Consider the following 15,365-nt stretch of genomic DNA (forward strand, 5'->3'; position numbering starts at 1 on the left):
AAATATGCCTATTCCACAAACAATGCTTTCGGTAGTAGCGCGCGACGAGGTTCATTTACAGTTTACGTTGAAAGAGGACGTCGACATCGGGCGTCTTTTCAAAGCGCTCGGCAAGCTCTGGGAGTCGGAAATAACCGGCATCGCAGATCCAACACTAAATCGACATCATCAATTAACCGGGGGCACCGCAAATATTGTATTGGGATTTAAGCCGGAACTATGGCGAAAGGTTTATCCCGCGGACGTTCCGGACAATCTTCACTCTTTCGATAAGGATGTCGTAGCCGCCAACGGCATGATCGCCCCAGCTACCCAACTGGATCTTTGGATCTGGATCACGCAGTCAAACGCTGCAACACTCTATGACAGCATGAGGAAAGCTGTGTCGTTGCTGAGCCCTTTTGCCGACCTTGCCAGCGAACAGATTTGCTTTCCGTATCACAATAACGTGACATTCGACGGTTTTGCGGATGGCGTTGCAAATCCTAACCCGTTTCGTGCCAACAGCGTGGCCATCATTCCTGACGGTGAAAAAGGCGAGGGCGGATCAACCGTGCTGCTCCAGAAATGGCGGATGGATGTTGAAAAATTAAAGAGCTTGTCTGTTCACGAGGCTGAAAACGTTTGGGGCAGGACCAAAGCTGGAAGTCACCAGCTATCGCCTTTGCCCGAAGATTCTCACGTCGGCAGGAATCAATTTAGAAGAAACGGCGAAGAAATCGATATTGTTCGCAGAAACGCCAATTACGGCAGTGCGAAAGACGCGGGAATCATGTTTGTCGGGTTTTGCAACGACATCACGGTCACGATGGGGATGCTTAAACAGATGTACGGCGTTGGCTCCGACGGAGTCTCCAAAACGGACAGGCTGCTGGATTTTTCTACGCCACTTTCCTCAGCGATCTATTTTGTGCCCAGTTTGAATGCGTTGTCGAAAATGAATATTTCGCCTGCGGATCCGGACTAAAAATGATAATTCTTGAACGGCCATAGCCGTTCCAGCTCAACCGTCGAGGCCACATCGCCAAGGTCGACCACATGGAGCTTAAACGGTGTGTCATTCTCGTAAAGCGCGATTATCACCTCCCAGCAGTATGAGGCGAACGGGTGGGCATAGAGGGTTAGCATCATTCTACGGAACTCCCTTATATATGTTTGGTTATGACAAATTCATATTACTCAAGTCGTGTCACCACGATAGATGGATTCTGGAGACGCTTACGCCGGGCATGCTATATGCCAACGCCAAAGGTACTGAAGTACCAGAATGCAGATGTAAGCCACAATCCCAGGAGAATGGAGAACAGCACACTTCCCGCGAGTGGCAGCACCCAGCCTCGAAAGCCGTTTGAACGGACAATGAGAACCTTTGCGAGAACTGTCCCGTAGAGAAGCGACCCCAGCAATGAGTGAATGTAGGTGCGGCTATCATATGTCCCGAAGCCGAGCAGGAAGATGCAGTGGTAGGCCACTGGCAGTGTCAGCAGGATGGCTATGCGCCCCGACCAGCGATGCACCACATGGTAGAAGCGCCCCTTCGGCGGGAAGCGTAGCACTTCATAGATACACGACGCCGTCAGCAACTGCCCCAATGCCAGCAGCAATGCAGCCGTTATCAGCCATGCCTTCATATGCAGGGTGTCGCTGAAGAACAGGTGAAAAAAAGGGGTTTCGTAGGGCTGCCTGACGGTCTTGCTTGCCACAAAACCGACGGTGATTGCAACGAATGCGACCAGCACCAGAGGAAGTACAAGGATCACTCGACTGAGAACGATTCGCCTGGCGGGGCCGGCATTATCGCTCATTGATCTGTTAAACATGATCCACCCCTTATCTGATTTTCCGACTCAGCTCTTGTCGCTAAACCTGATCGACGCATGCGTGCCGTCGCAGAAAGGCTTGTTCTGCGACGCACCGCAGCGGCATAAGGTCACGCGATTCCGCACTTCGTATTCGAAACCGTCGCTCCCGATCAGCCGCACGCCACCACGCAACCATAGCGGCCCGGAGCAATCCTTGGCGGGGTCTTCGATCAAGCAGATGGAAGGTTCATACATCGGCTCGATCGGTTTACCGGTCTGGTTGTCCCAAGCCACCAGCCGCCCCGACGGGCAGTCGCAGGCCTGACTGATGAAATGTTTGCTCGCTGAAGGGTTGTCCGTTGCGCTGACGAGATTCCACACCCCTCCACGCGGATCGCAAAAGCGCGCGAACGCGCACAAGCTATCGACGTCTGTCAATGACATCGTCGGACCTTGTATTACTTTGGCCTGATCGAGATACGGCTGGCGGCTCGCGGTTTCGGTGCCGTCAAAACCGGCTTTCGTATGCGTGCCATCGCAAAATGGCTTGTTCGCGCTGTGCCCGCAGCGACACAACGCGTATTGGCCCTGAGACGGATATTTCTGTTCCTGCTCCCACTTTACCGACTCGCCATCTTCGTTCGCGCCGATGATCTCCTTGCTTAGGGGGACCTGGCCCGAGACGATATACGGGCCGTTCTTCGAAATTTTAACTTTCGCGCCTACGGGTTTCTGCTGGTTCATCTGAGGCCTCCGATTGGGTAGGGTAGGTTGAATATCCGCACCGCATTGTTCCCCCCGCAAGAACAGAAAATGCATCAGGCTATGACTGTTATTTTTCCACTCATTTCCTCATGGCCGCTGCCACAGAAATTGTCACATAAAAAATCGTATTCACCAGCCTTGTCAGGTGTCAGCCTGACAAGGGTGACCTTGCCTGGCGGCAGGTCAGCGCGGATATTCATATCGGGTATCTTAAACCCATGCACGAAATCCACGGAGGTAAACTCCAGCACTACCGGCTCACCCATTTTCAGGACGATCTGGTTCGGCGTATAGACGAATTTTTTGGCTTGAACTTTTATTACCCTTTTTTTCGCAACATTCTTTGTCTGCCCCCGGGCCTGGCCGTTAATGACCGCCCCCGACAGAACCGCCCCGATGCCGTAGACGGCTCTTAAACATAGCTGCCTTCTTGAGTGATCCATGGCTTACGTCCTTATCACAGGAAACTCAGTGAGTTTGTAATCGCTATCTTTGCGTTCAGCTTCCACCTCGCGAAAACCGAGTCCTTTATTCGGCGCAGCAGCATCCCACGGCAAGGGAGTGCGCTTATCTTGCGAGCCCGGCGCCGGCAACGGGAAAATGAGCGACTTGGCTGCGTGGTGCGCGATCTGTCCCGTCATGTGGTGATGTTCCTGGTGAATGTGGCCATAGAACACCGTTACATTGCTGTATGGCGTCAATAACGCAATCGCTTTGTCGCCATCGCGGGTGGCCCAATCCCATTTGGGTACCAGATCGAACAGGGGGCGATGGGTGAAGACAACAATCCGCGCATCTTTTGCTTGTTTGGCAAGATCGTTTTTAAGCCAATCCAGTTGAGCGTCGCCAATACTTGCGCCGGGATCGGACACGTTATCCAAAGCGATGAAATGCACACCCTTATGATCGAACACGTAATTCGTCGGGCCAAAGTTTTCCTTGAACGCCGCGCCGTTATCGAGCGAAGCGTCATGCTCTCCCGGGATGAAACGCACCGTTTTCACTTTTAATCCGGCAGCAATCTCTTTGAACCCGGCCATACGCTGCCGACGTTCCTTCGGGTCGTCCGTCGTGTGGGTCAGATCCCCGGTAAAGATAATGAAGTCCGGCTGCACTTCAAGCGCATTGACAGTTGCAACCGTCTTCTTGAATGTGTTGAGTGCGTCCGGATTGGCCGCACCGCTATACCCCCAATGAACGTCGGACAACTGAACGAAATAGAAGTCGTCGTAAGCGGAAGCCGCCGCCGTTTTGTCGGTAGTTGCAGCATGTGTGTGGCCGTATAACCCGGAAATAAATACCGCACCGCCGCCGACAGCGGTCAGTTTCATAAAACTTCTGCGATCAATCATGATTTTTCTCCTTGAGATGGTTGGAATAGCTGTAGGGCAGGCTGTTACGGAACAAGCGTTTAACAGGTCGGTCGAGTGGTCATGGCTTATCTTCTCGTCCCGCCTCTTTCTTCAAATAGGCAATCAAGTCGGCGCGATCTTTTGCGTCGGGGACCATGAAACCCATTTTTTGCCCCGGGATCAGTTTCTCGGGATTTGACAACCATTTATCCAGCGTTTTGTCGGCCCAGACAATGTTGGAGGACTTCACCGCTGGTGAATATTGGTAATCGGCGCGACCACCGGCCTTCCTGCCAAACAATCCCTTGTGTGCAGGCCCAACGCCGTTATAGTCAATCGAGTGGCAGGACATGCACATGGTTTGGTAGAGCTGCTGACCGCGTATCGCATCGCCGGCAGCGGTTGCGATACCGCTGAAGCCCATAAGCACGACCAAGCCCAGGCCAAGGAATATGTGATCTTGTTTCATGTCGAAATCCTTTCGATTTGCAAGTTTGTTGGCGGCCGATCGATGTAATCCTTTCCTGTAAACGGTATAACCCGGACCGCGTGGAAAATATTCCCGTCAATCTCCATTTATTCCTATTTATTCCCATTTATTCCTTTTCCAGCGACGGATTTTCTTCGTGATCTTCCTCGGCCTGCGCCGCTTGTTCAAACGCTTGCAGGTGGATGGATTGGGCATCGGTGATGGCCCAGTAAGTCATTCCGTTGCGCTGCCAGCGAGCCATCGCATAGCCATCCGAGGCCCGAGCGGCGGGAGCCGGCGTACCGCCGGTATCGGGAAAGATGTACAGGTCGATGGGGTGCTTTTGATAGCGATAGACCAGCACCGCGACGGTGCGGTGACCCACGTAGTCGACTCTCCCGCCGACGAGCGGAAAACCTTGCGCGGCGAGATCGACGACTGGCGGCGTATAGTCGAGCCTGCCGTTGAACCACGGCTTGACGGTGTGCTGGTCGGTCGACACCACGTCGATCGGGTGCTGCGACAACAACGCGCGCACATGGCTCGACACAATCTCCTGGTCGATCGAGCCGGCTGGCGCCGGCCGCTGGATCAAGGTGGCCGCGCTCAATGCCAGCGCACAGACCGCGATCCCTGTAACACCGCCGTTAAGCCATGCCCGCACGCCGTCGGTAGTGAAGCCGCCCCATGCGAAGAGGGGCCGGCGGGGAGACTCGCTTGGTAATTCGCGAGGCAACTCGGCGAGTATACGTGCACGCAGATGGGGTGGGGCGCGATGATAGAGTGATCCGTCACGCAGCACACTGCCAAGCGAGCTTAATGTTTCTTTCTTATCCATTATTTAACTCCTTTTGGTGAGCCCGGCGCAGGCATCCTGACCAAGTTGCCGTCTGTCTTGCCGCGCACCGGCGCAAGCTCCGAAGGCATCGCCCCCTGCGCCTTGCGCACTGCCGCACAAAGCAGGCTACGGCCGCGCGCCAGCCGTGACATCACGGTGCCGATCGGAACCCCGGCGACGGTCGCAATGTCGCGGTAGCTCATGTCTTCCAACTCGCGCAGGACCAGCACCTCGCGATATTCGACCGGCAATACGCCGAGCGCGCGATGAATCATGTCCACATCGTCGCGCCGCACGGCGAGTGTTTCGGGATCGCTGCCGATCTCGTCGACCCATCCCGGGAGTCGTTCGTCGTCATGCAGTGCGTCGTCATAGGGCGTGTCGTCAGCTGCATCGTTCCGCCTGCGCCACTCGGTAAACCAGGTGTTCCGAACGATCGCGAGTAGCCATGCGCGCGGGTTGTCGCCATGGAAGCCGTCGAAGAACCGGAAGGCGCGCAGGTACGCATCCTGCACGACATCGTCGGCATCGCTCGCGCTGCCGGTCAGCCAGCGTGCCAGGTTGTAGGCAGCGTCCAGATGCGGCAACGCCAGTTCTTCGAATCGGCGTGACCGGCCTGAGTTGTCGGCCGCGATCACGGTGATCTCCCGCTTTCACTGATTTGCATCTGGTCTATCTTCCGATTACGCCAACCATATGGGCGTGTCTTGCGATCGTTTCTCATGAGTTGCTCCATTGCCTGTCCGGTCGAGAGATGCTCGCAGCATCCGGGCGCCCGAAATGCCGACGCTCATACCCCCATAACCGTCAGTGGCCGGGATTTATTCCCGCGATATTTTTTGATTGGCGCGACAAATCCGGGAATAAAACGAAGAGCGCGGCGGTATACGTGAAAATACGCGGAGATCCTCATGCCACTTGTCTCGTGGAAACTCAGTTCTGCTCCTCCGGATCCGGGCCGGCTTGGGTAAGGCGCAATACGCCGTTCGGATCGAAGTAAAAATGCATCATCGAATACCACACGCCGTCTTGCAGGAAACGGTAACTCCAGACATGGCGCCGCATGAGCGGGAAATAGGCGGTTTCGACCGGTCGGCCGAAATGCACCAGCACATCCTGCTTGGTCCACTGGCCGATCCTGGCCCGGCCGAATTCCTCGATGGTCAATACTTGCCTGAAGCTGACAACTCGCCCATGCGAGTCGATGTCGGCCGCCCACGTGTATTCGCCGAAAGGTTGCGTGGGATAGAGCCAGCGTGTGGTGTCATCCGGCAGGTGATAGACCTCGCGCGGAACGCCGAACCGAGCCTGAACGTCGTTCTGGCTGGCGCCCGGCGGAATGGATGCCGGCGTGGCACAACCGACTACCAACAAGGCGACGGCGATGGGCGCGCAGCGGGCGCGACCGTACTTCATGGCGTGGATGGGGCTCATGATTTGCCTCCAGTGGATAAGCATATGAATGAAATCGCGGCTGCCAGGAAAAATAACCTGGCAGCCGTCGTCAGACCTGACCAACGGGCTGTTGCAGCTCGCGTCACTGGCCGGAATACATGTTGCCCTGATCTGGCGACATGCCCGAGGCTGCATTCATGGGATCAAGCTGTGCACATCCGGCAGCGGCAAGAGTGAAGAGCGTGACGCAAATGGCGAGAATGATTTTTGCGGATTTCATGATGATCTCCTATAAGATCGCGAAAGATAGTGATACATGACAAACCGGGGAAAGCGTTGGTTTGCCAATCAAATGAACACCTGAGTGTTATCAGGTGCCAACCGGGGCGGCACTGCGCTGTAGCGCCTGTCCATGTTTCCTGTTCTGGAAACAGTGGCGCGTGTCGTCACTTGTATAACTGCGGGTGCCCGGAAATTATTCTCGCGATATTTTTTGCCTGCTCCCCCATTGCGGGGAATAAAATGAAGCGTGCTCACGTATGCTGGTGCCGGGGAATATTCAGGATGCGCATTGCCGGGGCTAAAATGGCGCGCGGATTAGAGTAAGAAATGAAACTCGGCCAGATTCATGTAGATCATTGAAGGGATAACATGTTGGACATATCAGCCGGGCAGCATGGTTGCTGAAAGCGGGACTGGCGTCGGTGAAGGCATGAGAATCCCGTTCTTCACGGCCACAACCTCGGCCATGATAGATAGCGCGATCTCGGCGGGAGTCTTGCTGCCGATGTACAGGCCAGCGGGTCCATGTAGACCCTGTAGCGTGGGCTCCGCGATGTCGAAGTAAATACGTAGCCGGTCGCGGCGTTGCGCGCTGTTGCGACGCGAACCGATCGCGCCGACATAGAAGGCCTTGGACTGTAGGGCATCGATCAGGGCCAGGTCATCCAGTTTGGGGTCGTGCGTCAGAGCTACGACGGCAGTGCGCGTGTCGGGCTGCAGCCGCAGAACCAGATCGTCCGGCATTTCGTGGCTGACCACCACGCCATCCAGCTGCCAGCTGGCTCGGTATTCCTCTCGCGGGTCACAGACAATCACCTCGAAACCCAGGCTTAACGCCATCTGGCAAAGGTAACGCGATAGGTCTCCAGCCCCGATAACGATGAGACGTGCCTGTGGCCCCAGGTAGGTGGTCAGCTGTTTGTCGTCCAGCCGGGGGATGCCATCGCGCCTGCCGTCGCGTAGCTCCACTCGACCGGTGTGCAGGTCTAGCACCCGCTCGGTGCTACTCCGCTGCTCACAGGCCAGCAGGAGTTCGCCCAGCCTGCTATGCGAAGATACCGGCTCCAGCACCAGTTCCACGGTACCTCCGCAAGGCAGGCCGAAGCGGTGCGCTTCGGCGGCTGAGATGCCGTAGCGCAGCACGGCGGGCAGGCCACTTGAGCAGACGGCCTGTATTCCGTCTTTCCGGATGCGGAGAATAAGATCATCCTCAATGCAACCACCCGACACCGAACCGGCCGTCTCGCCCTTCACGTTGATGGCCATGAGCGAGCCGGGCGGCCGAGGCGATGAGCCCCAGGTCCGCGCGACGGTAACCAGCACTACCGGCAGGCCCGCCGTCTGCCAGTCCAGTGCGGTGCGCAAGACCAGGGTATCGAGATCTTCCATGGCGCCGGCTTACGTCAGTTTGAATGGCAGCTGGCGCAGCGGCTTGCCGGTCAGCTGCGCAATGGCGTTGGCGAAGGCAGGAGCCAGTGGCGGCAGCCCCGGCTCGCCCATGCCGGTCGGCGGCTCGGCACTGGGTACGATGTGTACATCTAACGTCGGTATGTCTGTCATGCGCGCCACTGTGAAGTCGCCGAAGTTGCTTTGTTCGACAACGCCATCCTTGAGCGTGATGGCCGAACCCGGCAGACACATCGACAGCCCCATGATCGCCGCGCCCTGTATTTGCGCTTCCACGCTGCGCGGGTTGACCGCAAGATTGCAGTGTACGCCGGCGGTCACGCGATGCAGTATCGGCTGGCCGTCTCGTACCGAGGCTTCCACCACGTAAGCCACCACTGATTGGAAGGATTCATGGACCGCCACGCCCCAGGCGCGTCCGGCCGGTAATTGCTGCGTGCCATACCCGCTCTTGTCCACCGCCAATTGCAGGGCCGCCCGGTGGCGAGCATTCTTGTCGCCGAACAGTTGCATCCGATAAGCTACCGGGTCTTGCTTCGTGCTGCGAGCGATCTCGTCGATCAGGGTCTCCATCACGAAGGCAGTGTGTGTCGAGCCTACGCTGCGCCACCACAGTACCGGCACGTTGAGCTTGGGATGATGAACCGTCAGGCGCATCGGCAGCGGATAAGGTTCACGCACGCCTTCCGTTGCGGTAGCGTCGATACCGTTCTTCACCTGGAACTGTTCAAACACAGAACCCGTGGTGATGGACTGGCCGACGATGACATGGTCCCAGGCCAGCACCTTGCCGTGCTCGTCGAAACCGATGCGAGCGCGGTGCAAATGCATCGGACGATAGTAGCCACCGCGCATGTCATCTTCGCGACTCCAGAGCGTGCGCACCGGAACCTTCCATCCGGCGGCGCGGGCGGCCTTGGCGATCTCGCAAGCCTCGACCACGAAATCGCTGCCGCTGGAAAAGCGCCGGCCGAACCCGCCGCCCGCCATCTGCACATGCACCTCCACCTGCTCCGGCTTGATGCCCAGGACGCGTGCGACTGCGGCGCCGTCCAGGCCGGGGCACTGAGAACCTGTCCATATTTCTGCGCGATCATTGGTGAGCACGACGGTACAGTTGAGCGGCTCCATGGCTGCGTGGGCCAGGTAGGGAAATACGTACTCGACTTCCAATTGACGGGGAGCGGTTGCCAAAGGCGCCATGTCTGCGTCGAACTGGCGTGCTCCAGGCTGAGCGGCAAGGGCGCGGTACTGGGCCAGCTGCTGTTCGCTGTCCACTTTTTCGACGGCGGCGGTATTCCACTCCAGCTTCAGCGCGTCGCGTCCCTGTTTGGCCGGCCAGTAGCCATCGGCGATCACGGCTACGCCTTCGGCGCCACGATCCAGCGGCACGCGCAGCACTGCCTTGACGCCTTTCACGGCGCGCGCCGCGCTATCGTCCACCGACGCCAGGCGGGCGCCGAACATCGGCGGGCGCGCCACCACAGCCGTCAATTGACCTGGCAGGTGGACGTCAATCCCGAACTGCTGTCGACCGCTGCTCTTGGCGCGCGCGTCCAGACGTGTGGTGGGACGACCGATGATGCGGAAATCTTTGGGATCTTTCAGCGTGACTTTCTCTGGCACGGGGAAGGTCGTCGCAGCTTCCGCCAGTTCGCCATAACTCAGCTTGCGCCCTCCGGGTCCCAGTACCGAACCAGCGTCCGTGCGCAGGGTAGCTATGTCAACATTCCAGCGTGCCGCGGCGGCACCCATCAGCATGGCACGGGCACGCGCGCCGAGCTCGCGATACTGCGTGAAGCTATTCTTGACCGAATTGGAACCGCCGGTGAGGTGAATGCCGAAAAGCGGGTCAACGTAGGCAGGGTCGTTCGAGCCGTGCCTGCTGCGGATCAGGCTCCAGTCGGCGTCCAGCTCCTCGGCCAGAATCATCGACAAACCGGTCTGGACACCCTGACCGAACTCTAGCCGGTTGACGGCTACCGTGACCTCTCCATTGGGAGCGATCTGCACGAAGGCCGACGGCTGTTGGGTCGGCTTGAGGGCGCTGGCAGCTTGGCCGTTACTAGTGGCTTGTCCTATGGCCAGATGGGGGAAAGCGCCGAGCGCCAGGCCGACAGAACCAGCCAGCTTCAGGAACTGGCGGCGCGGAAGCGTTGCAGCTTCTCCGGTTTGTCCGCGGGTCAGCAGGTGCCGCAGAGCGCGCGGCATTTCGCTGTAATCTAGATTGGGCAACATGGCAGTTCCTTCAGGCGAGGGTTTTGGCGGCATCGGCCACCGCAGCGCGGATGCGGACGTAGGTGCCACAGCGGCAGATGTTGCCTGCCATCGCGGAGTCGATCTCGGCGGTGGTCGGCTGCTTGCCGCGCGGCAGCGACCTGAGAAAACCCGTGGCGCTCATGATCTGGCCGCTCTGGCAGTAGCCGCACTGCGCTACGTCGTGTTTGACCCATGCGGCATGGACGGCGGCGCCGACCGGGTCGCTGCCATCGGTTGTGGCCTCGATGGTAATGATCTTCCTGCCTTCAGCGGCAGAGATAGGTGTAATGCACGACCTGGTGGCCTGGCCGTCCAGATGCACGGTGCAGGCGCCGCACAGTGCAGCACCGCAACCGAACTTGGTGCCGGTCATGCCCAGCGTATCGCGCAAGGCCCAGAGGATGGGAGTGCCGGGGTCGGCGTCGACTGAATACTGACGGCCGTTGACGTTGAGCGTGCTCATGGGTGGCGGTTCTCCATAGTGTGAGTGGGGCGGGGCATGGCGGATTTTCCTTGGCTACATGCCCGGAAGCGGGCATGAGGGGCAGGGCGCCAACAACTTTGACGGCATTGGAAATAGACACTGGCCAATGGGTAAATTATGGGCCTTTGCCAAAGAGACGGGCTTGCCGGTTCTGACGAGTATCTTGCCTATTTCTATGTTTTATCGTCAAAAAGGCTAAGACAAAACTTTATGTCAGGCAGATTCCCGCAACCGTTTGATGTCCCTTAATGGAGGTGCTCCGAACAAGCGGGTGTATTCTCGACTGAACTGGGAGGCGCTCTCATATCCCACGCGTAGCGCAGCACTGCTGGCATCCAGGTCTTCGTTAAGCATCAGTTGGCGGGCGTCCTGCAAGCGTAGATGCTTCAAATATTGCAAGGGACTCATGCCAGCCACCGCACGAAAATGCTGTCGGAAGGTGGAAGGACTCATGTGGGCTCTGGTAGCCAAGTCATCTATGGGAATATCCGCCGTAAAATTTTGCTTCAGCCAAGCGATTACCTTGGCAATCTGCTGACCAGGCGCACCGACCGTGACCAGGTGGCGCAACGTCTGTCCATGTCCGCCATTCAACAGCCTGACAATAATTTCCTGCTGGATCAGCGGAACTACGAGAGGAATCAGGTGCGGCTCGTCCAAGAGGCGAATCAGCCGGATCAGTGCATCGAGCAGGCCACCATCCAATGTCTCAACGGACATCGCACGCGAGGTCGCCACCTTGAGCGGCACCGCAAAATCCATCTCTGCGGCCACCTGGGCAATGACGCGGCCATCCAATTCAAGACGCACGCCCAGATAAGGTTCGGCCGAATCCGCGCGCGTGACGTAGGACGCCACAGGCAGGTCAACTGACGTAACGAGCGATTGTCCCGGCCCATAGTCAAAAATCTCATCGCCAAGCGTGACACGTTTGCCGCCTTGTACCGTTATACCCAACCCCAGACCATAGATGCATGGCATCGGGTCGGTCGCCGCACTCCGACGATAAATCGTCAATGCCGGGATTTGCGTAGTGTAATCCCCATCGGTTTGTGCAATGTCACCGACCAGTTGAGCAAGATTATCTGCGCTCGCCAAAGTCGTTGTTTGCCCCGGTTTCATATTGTCGCCACAAAAAAATTTCAGAACCCAGTCTAGCACCATCGGCTGGCCTGCTTTTCGGATTCGCTGTCAATTCATCATATTAGGCAATAACAAGATCAAATCTGGCAAACCGGTTTGCATTTACCGGGCTCACAATAGCAGTCACTAAACAAACTATTCAACGCCGCATTTACCGTGCAAATCGCATAGGATCAACGATGAAAAAAGTACTTATAATCAACGCACACCAGTTCTACCAGGGGATTTCCACCGGCAAACTGAACCAGACAATGGCTGGAATCATCAGGGAGGAAATGGTTAAGAGGGACTACGAAGTCATACAAACGAACATCGAAGAGGGCTACGACATCGATGGTGAAGTTCAAAAGCACGTCAGGGCGGACATCATCATTCTGCAATCACCGGTTTACTGGTTTGGGATGCCCTGGATATACAAGAAATACGTCGACGAGGTGTTCACAGCCGGCCTCGTTCAACAGAGTTTACTGGTCGATGACGGGCGCACTCGGCAGGATCCGGACAAGCAGTACGGTACTGGTGGCAAGATGCAAGGCAAGAAATATATGCTTTCCTTAACTTGGAACGCCCCCGAAGAGGCATTCGGCGATGCGGAACAAGTTCTATTTCGAGGTAAAACAGTCGATGATGTGTTCGTAAGCAATACCGCCAACTACAAATTTTGTGGCGCGGAAATCCTTCCGGCATTTTCCTCCCACGACGTCATGAAGCAGGCTGATGTCGAAGGAAATATTGCGAGACTTCGTGAGCATCTTGAGACTGTTATCTGACCTCATTTCGGCATCGCTACAAAAAAATACTTCTGTTCCTGCGCGCCGCATCAAGCCTTGAAAAATTTACATAAATATAGCGGGGAATTAGAGCTTGCGTCGTCGAACCGTGCCTGCACCGCGACTTTTGCCGCTGCCGAATCGTTGCTTAGTCACCGGAGCTACTGTGTTTGAAGCAGCTAACTCAGTCGTCAATGTTTCCACACGTCGGCTTGATTCCGCAAGCGACTCTTCAACAGCCCCTAGTCGCCCGCGCACGCGGGATAATTCGTTATCGAGCACGGCGATCTTTTCACGATAGGCGTGTGCGGCTGATTTGCTTTCGGTCTCCGCACGCGCGAATTCGGCTTTCCAGTGCCTGGACTCGCTGCGGGCTCTGTCGATTTCGAGCAAACTGTGCTTGCGGAGCCCGTCCAGTTCAGCCAGACCGGCCGCATGCTCCTCGGCCTTGCGACTCAGGTCGGCTGCCAAGCCGCCGATGCGCTCGTCTTTCGCCTGTAACGTGGCACGCTGCTCCGCCAATGCCTCCTCCAGGCGTTTGATCTGTTCGTCCCGGCCGAGGAGGGTGGCGTTAGCGATCGTTAGTTTTCCCTTCAATTCGTTGGCGATTTCGATCGCAGCCAACGTGTCTTCCTGCGCCAGGTCGATCAGTTTCTCCGCTTCCGCTTTTTCGCCCGCGAGCGCAATGCGTTCGGCTGCGAGCGCATCGTTGGCCGACTCCACTGCAAAGCGCCAGAGGTCGCGGGTGAGGGCGGCCACGGCATCGGGGAGTTCCGCGACGCTCTTGTCCCGTTTCAGCTTGAGCAGATCGGCATACCACTCATTGATATCCTTTTGCACGTCGCCGTCAGATCCTTTCTTGGCGCCAGTGGTCGCAATCGTCCACTCTCGCACCAGGCCGATGGAGGGCTTTTTGCCTTGGGCGGCAAGGGTATCGCAGGCGGTCCAGCTGAGATTCTGGCGTTCGGACATGATTTTTCCTTCAAATGGCTTTCAGTACTGGAATTTTACTGAATTACGCAAATTATGTAATGATAATTACGTAATTTATCAGTATTTATAATTACGTATAAGTTTATTTAATCGAGATTACGTTAATAATCTCGATTAAATTGAATGCTATGGTATTCTGACCAATCTCATGGAAATACGCCTGTTTTCATCTCTTTTATCTGACTTCAAAACCGCAGATGGACCATTTTGCATTGATAGATCTGGAACGACCTGACAGGACCGTCAAAACCCCGGCGCCGCTCCTGGATCTGTTTGCCGGCGGCAGCGAGCCGGGCCCGCTGATAGCCGCGCGCTCGGACTCCGAGTTGGCGCGCGCCTTCCTTTACAGCAGCGAACTCTCCGAAAACTCGATCAAGAGCACAAAGAAAGACCTTGGACGCTTTCTGCTGTGGTGTCAGCATCACGGCAAAATGCTGTACCAGTTACATATTGAAGACTTGATCGCTTACAAGACCTTCCTGAAAGACCCGCAACCAGAGGAAGCGTGGATTTCGACAACCAAGTGGCCACGTGAGGATGCGCGCTGGCGACCATTTTCCGGGCCTCTTTCCGACCCCAGCATGCGGCAGGCTTTCCGCGTGGTGAAAGCCTTGCTGGAATTTGCCAAGAATGCGGGATATCTGCAGCGCAATGCCGGCGCTCTCGTCAAAAATGTCAAAACAGCCCGTGACGCGCGCATCACCCGCTATTTGAGCACGCAGGCCGTCGACTATATGTACGCCGCCATTGTCCAGCTATCCGCAACAACACCCGTAAAGAGAAAAGCCAAGGCGCGCGACCGTTTTTTGTTAATCAGCTACATCACCACCGGCGCCCGATTATCCGAGTTGACAGGGGCTAAAATGGGCTCGATGTATACAGAAGGGGACGGGCGGTGGTGGCTCGACGTGCTGGGTAAAGGATCGAAACCACGCAGACTGCCGGTAGCACCGGCAATGCTGGCCGCCTTCCGCGATTACCGTATGGCGTTTGGACTATTAGCTTACGCACAACGCGATGAATCTACACCATTGGTGCTCTCAACTCGCGGGCGGGCGCTCGTTTCGATCACAGACGAGGCTGCATCAAATGCGATGAAGTCCTTATTCGCGGCCGCAGGAGCCATGGCTGAGGCAGATGGCGACATGGATAGCGCCTCAACTTTACGCCAGGCGTCCACTCACTGGCTGCGACATACCATGCTAACAACCCATGCCAACAATGACGTGTCCCTTAAGGCACTGCAGGATACGGCCGGTCATGCCAATATATCGACCACAGCAACATATCTTCACAAGAGCGATAAAGAACGTCACGACGAACTCATTGAGTCGCTTACTCGCAACTAACATCAGATATCCCCTCATCTCATTATTTTCGATTTATTTCGAGAAATTCGAAATACC

17 protein-coding genes are annotated in these 15,365 nt (G+C 56.6%); 3 read left to right on the forward strand and 14 right to left on the reverse strand.

Features of this window, described 5'->3' with window-relative positions; translation table 11 throughout:
* Positions 1-4 precede the first annotated feature (4 nt).
* Positions 5-967, forward strand: coding sequence for a Dyp-type peroxidase (locus BM205_RS00345; protein WP_092411696.1), 963 nt, complete (start codon positions 5-7; stop codon positions 965-967).
* Positions 968-1,232: 265 nt separating this feature from the next.
* Here the strand turns inward: BM205_RS00345 and BM205_RS00350 are convergent, their stop codons facing one another.
* The 13 genes from BM205_RS00350 to BM205_RS00405 form a co-directional block, all read right to left on the reverse strand.
* Entirely contained in the window at positions 1,233-1,805 is a 573-nt protein-coding gene (locus BM205_RS00350; protein WP_092411697.1) for a DUF6529 family protein, read from the reverse strand.
* 42 nt (positions 1,806-1,847) lie between these two features.
* On the reverse strand, positions 1,848-2,546 hold the full coding sequence (locus tag BM205_RS24495; RefSeq protein WP_092411698.1) for a CDGSH iron-sulfur domain-containing protein: 699 nt from the start codon (positions 2,544-2,546) through the stop codon (positions 1,848-1,850).
* A 74-nt stretch (positions 2,547-2,620) separates the two neighbouring features.
* Complete coding sequence (locus BM205_RS00360) at positions 2,621-3,010, reverse strand: cupredoxin domain-containing protein (RefSeq protein ID WP_092411699.1); 390 nt, start codon at positions 3,008-3,010, stop codon at positions 2,621-2,623.
* A gap of 3 nt (positions 3,011-3,013) precedes the next feature.
* Complete coding sequence (locus BM205_RS00365; protein ID WP_092411700.1) at positions 3,014-3,919, reverse strand: metallophosphoesterase family protein; 906 nt, start codon at positions 3,917-3,919, stop codon at positions 3,014-3,016.
* 79 nt (positions 3,920-3,998) lie between these two features.
* The gene (locus BM205_RS00370; protein ID WP_092411701.1) at positions 3,999-4,388 is read right to left on the reverse strand and encodes a c-type cytochrome; all 390 of its coding nucleotides are present in this window, start codon (positions 4,386-4,388) and stop codon (positions 3,999-4,001) included.
* A 127-nt stretch (positions 4,389-4,515) separates the two neighbouring features.
* Positions 4,516-5,226 (reverse strand): anti-sigma factor family protein, encoded by a 711-nt coding sequence (locus BM205_RS00375; RefSeq protein WP_092411702.1) that lies wholly within the window; start codon positions 5,224-5,226, stop codon positions 4,516-4,518.
* Positions 5,226-5,870 carry an RNA polymerase sigma factor gene (locus BM205_RS00380; protein WP_371326450.1) on the reverse strand — a complete coding sequence of 215 codons (645 nt, stop codon included), beginning with the start codon at positions 5,868-5,870 and terminating at the stop codon, positions 5,226-5,228. Before BM205_RS00380 ends, BM205_RS00375 begins: the two co-directional genes overlap by 1 nt.
* A gap of 289 nt (positions 5,871-6,159) precedes the next feature.
* Positions 6,160-6,660, reverse strand: a complete 501-nt coding sequence (locus BM205_RS00385; RefSeq protein ID WP_092411704.1) for a dethiobiotin synthetase — start codon at positions 6,658-6,660, stop codon at positions 6,160-6,162.
* 103 nt (positions 6,661-6,763) lie between these two features.
* Positions 6,764-6,901, reverse strand: coding sequence for a hypothetical protein (locus tag BM205_RS24180; protein ID WP_175511102.1), 138 nt, complete (start codon positions 6,899-6,901; stop codon positions 6,764-6,766).
* Positions 6,902-7,284: 383 nt separating this feature from the next.
* Entirely contained in the window at positions 7,285-8,292 is a 1,008-nt protein-coding gene (locus tag BM205_RS00390; RefSeq protein WP_092411705.1) for an XdhC family protein, read from the reverse strand.
* Between the two features lie 9 nt (positions 8,293-8,301).
* Positions 8,302-10,548, reverse strand: coding sequence for a xanthine dehydrogenase family protein molybdopterin-binding subunit (locus BM205_RS00395; RefSeq protein WP_092411706.1), 2,247 nt, complete (start codon positions 10,546-10,548; stop codon positions 8,302-8,304).
* 10 nt (positions 10,549-10,558) lie between these two features.
* Positions 10,559-11,032, reverse strand: a complete 474-nt coding sequence (locus BM205_RS00400; RefSeq protein ID WP_092411707.1) for a (2Fe-2S)-binding protein — start codon at positions 11,030-11,032, stop codon at positions 10,559-10,561.
* A 234-nt stretch (positions 11,033-11,266) separates the two neighbouring features.
* A complete protein-coding gene (locus tag BM205_RS00405; RefSeq protein ID WP_254783671.1) occupies positions 11,267-12,217 on the reverse strand; it encodes an AraC family transcriptional regulator in 951 nt (316 codons plus the stop codon).
* Positions 12,218-12,375: 158 nt separating this feature from the next.
* Here BM205_RS00405 and BM205_RS00410 point away from each other — a divergent pair, with 158 nt between their 5' ends.
* Positions 12,376-12,966 (forward strand): NAD(P)H-dependent oxidoreductase, encoded by a 591-nt coding sequence (locus tag BM205_RS00410; protein WP_092411709.1) that lies wholly within the window; start codon positions 12,376-12,378, stop codon positions 12,964-12,966.
* Between the two features lie 87 nt (positions 12,967-13,053).
* Here the strand turns inward: BM205_RS00410 and BM205_RS00415 are convergent, their stop codons facing one another.
* Positions 13,054-13,938 (reverse strand): DNA-binding protein, encoded by an 885-nt coding sequence (locus BM205_RS00415; protein WP_092411710.1) that lies wholly within the window; start codon positions 13,936-13,938, stop codon positions 13,054-13,056.
* A 218-nt stretch (positions 13,939-14,156) separates the two neighbouring features.
* On the opposite strand from BM205_RS00415, the gene BM205_RS00420 reads away from it, so the two are divergent.
* On the forward strand, positions 14,157-15,308 hold the full coding sequence (locus BM205_RS00420; RefSeq protein WP_092411711.1) for a tyrosine-type recombinase/integrase: 1,152 nt from the start codon (positions 14,157-14,159) through the stop codon (positions 15,306-15,308).
* Positions 15,309-15,365 lie beyond the last annotated feature (57 nt).

It is taken from the genome of Collimonas sp. OK307, from assembly GCF_900113705.1.
Classification (GTDB): domain Bacteria; phylum Pseudomonadota; class Gammaproteobacteria; order Burkholderiales; family Burkholderiaceae_D; genus Collimonas.

What these genes read in the sequence shown, in the direction of transcription:
- BM205_RS00345 (WP_092411696.1), top strand. Translation starts at nt 5, where the DNA reads ATGCCTATTCCACAAACAATGCTTTCGGTAGTAGCGCGCGACGAGGTT.
- BM205_RS00350 (WP_092411697.1), bottom strand. Translation starts at nt 1,805, where the DNA reads ATGAGCGATAATGCCGGCCCCGCCAGGCGAATCGTTCTCAGTCGAGTG.
- BM205_RS24495 (WP_092411698.1), bottom strand. Translation starts at nt 2,546, where the DNA reads ATGAACCAGCAGAAACCCGTAGGCGCGAAAGTTAAAATTTCGAAGAAC.
- BM205_RS00360 (WP_092411699.1), bottom strand. Translation starts at nt 3,010, where the DNA reads ATGGATCACTCAAGAAGGCAGCTATGTTTAAGAGCCGTCTACGGCATC.
- BM205_RS00365 (WP_092411700.1), bottom strand. Translation starts at nt 3,919, where the DNA reads ATGATTGATCGCAGAAGTTTTATGAAACTGACCGCTGTCGGCGGCGGT.
- BM205_RS00370 (WP_092411701.1), bottom strand. Translation starts at nt 4,388, where the DNA reads ATGAAACAAGATCACATATTCCTTGGCCTGGGCTTGGTCGTGCTTATG.
- BM205_RS00375 (WP_092411702.1), bottom strand. Translation starts at nt 5,226, where the DNA reads ATGGATAAGAAAGAAACATTAAGCTCGCTTGGCAGTGTGCTGCGTGAC.
- BM205_RS00385 (WP_092411704.1), bottom strand. Translation starts at nt 6,660, where the DNA reads ATGAGCCCCATCCACGCCATGAAGTACGGTCGCGCCCGCTGCGCGCCC.
- BM205_RS24180 (WP_175511102.1), bottom strand. Translation starts at nt 6,901, where the DNA reads ATGAAATCCGCAAAAATCATTCTCGCCATTTGCGTCACGCTCTTCACT.
- BM205_RS00390 (WP_092411705.1), bottom strand. Translation starts at nt 8,292, where the DNA reads ATGGAAGATCTCGATACCCTGGTCTTGCGCACCGCACTGGACTGGCAG.
- BM205_RS00395 (WP_092411706.1), bottom strand. Translation starts at nt 10,548, where the DNA reads ATGTTGCCCAATCTAGATTACAGCGAAATGCCGCGCGCTCTGCGGCAC.
- BM205_RS00400 (WP_092411707.1), bottom strand. Translation starts at nt 11,032, where the DNA reads ATGAGCACGCTCAACGTCAACGGCCGTCAGTATTCAGTCGACGCCGAC.
- BM205_RS00405 (WP_254783671.1), bottom strand. Translation starts at nt 12,217, where the DNA reads ATGGTGCTAGACTGGGTTCTGAAATTTTTTTGTGGCGACAATATGAAA.
- BM205_RS00410 (WP_092411709.1), top strand. Translation starts at nt 12,376, where the DNA reads ATGAAAAAAGTACTTATAATCAACGCACACCAGTTCTACCAGGGGATT.
- BM205_RS00415 (WP_092411710.1), bottom strand. Translation starts at nt 13,938, where the DNA reads ATGTCCGAACGCCAGAATCTCAGCTGGACCGCCTGCGATACCCTTGCC.
- BM205_RS00420 (WP_092411711.1), top strand. Translation starts at nt 14,157, where the DNA reads ATGGACCATTTTGCATTGATAGATCTGGAACGACCTGACAGGACCGTC.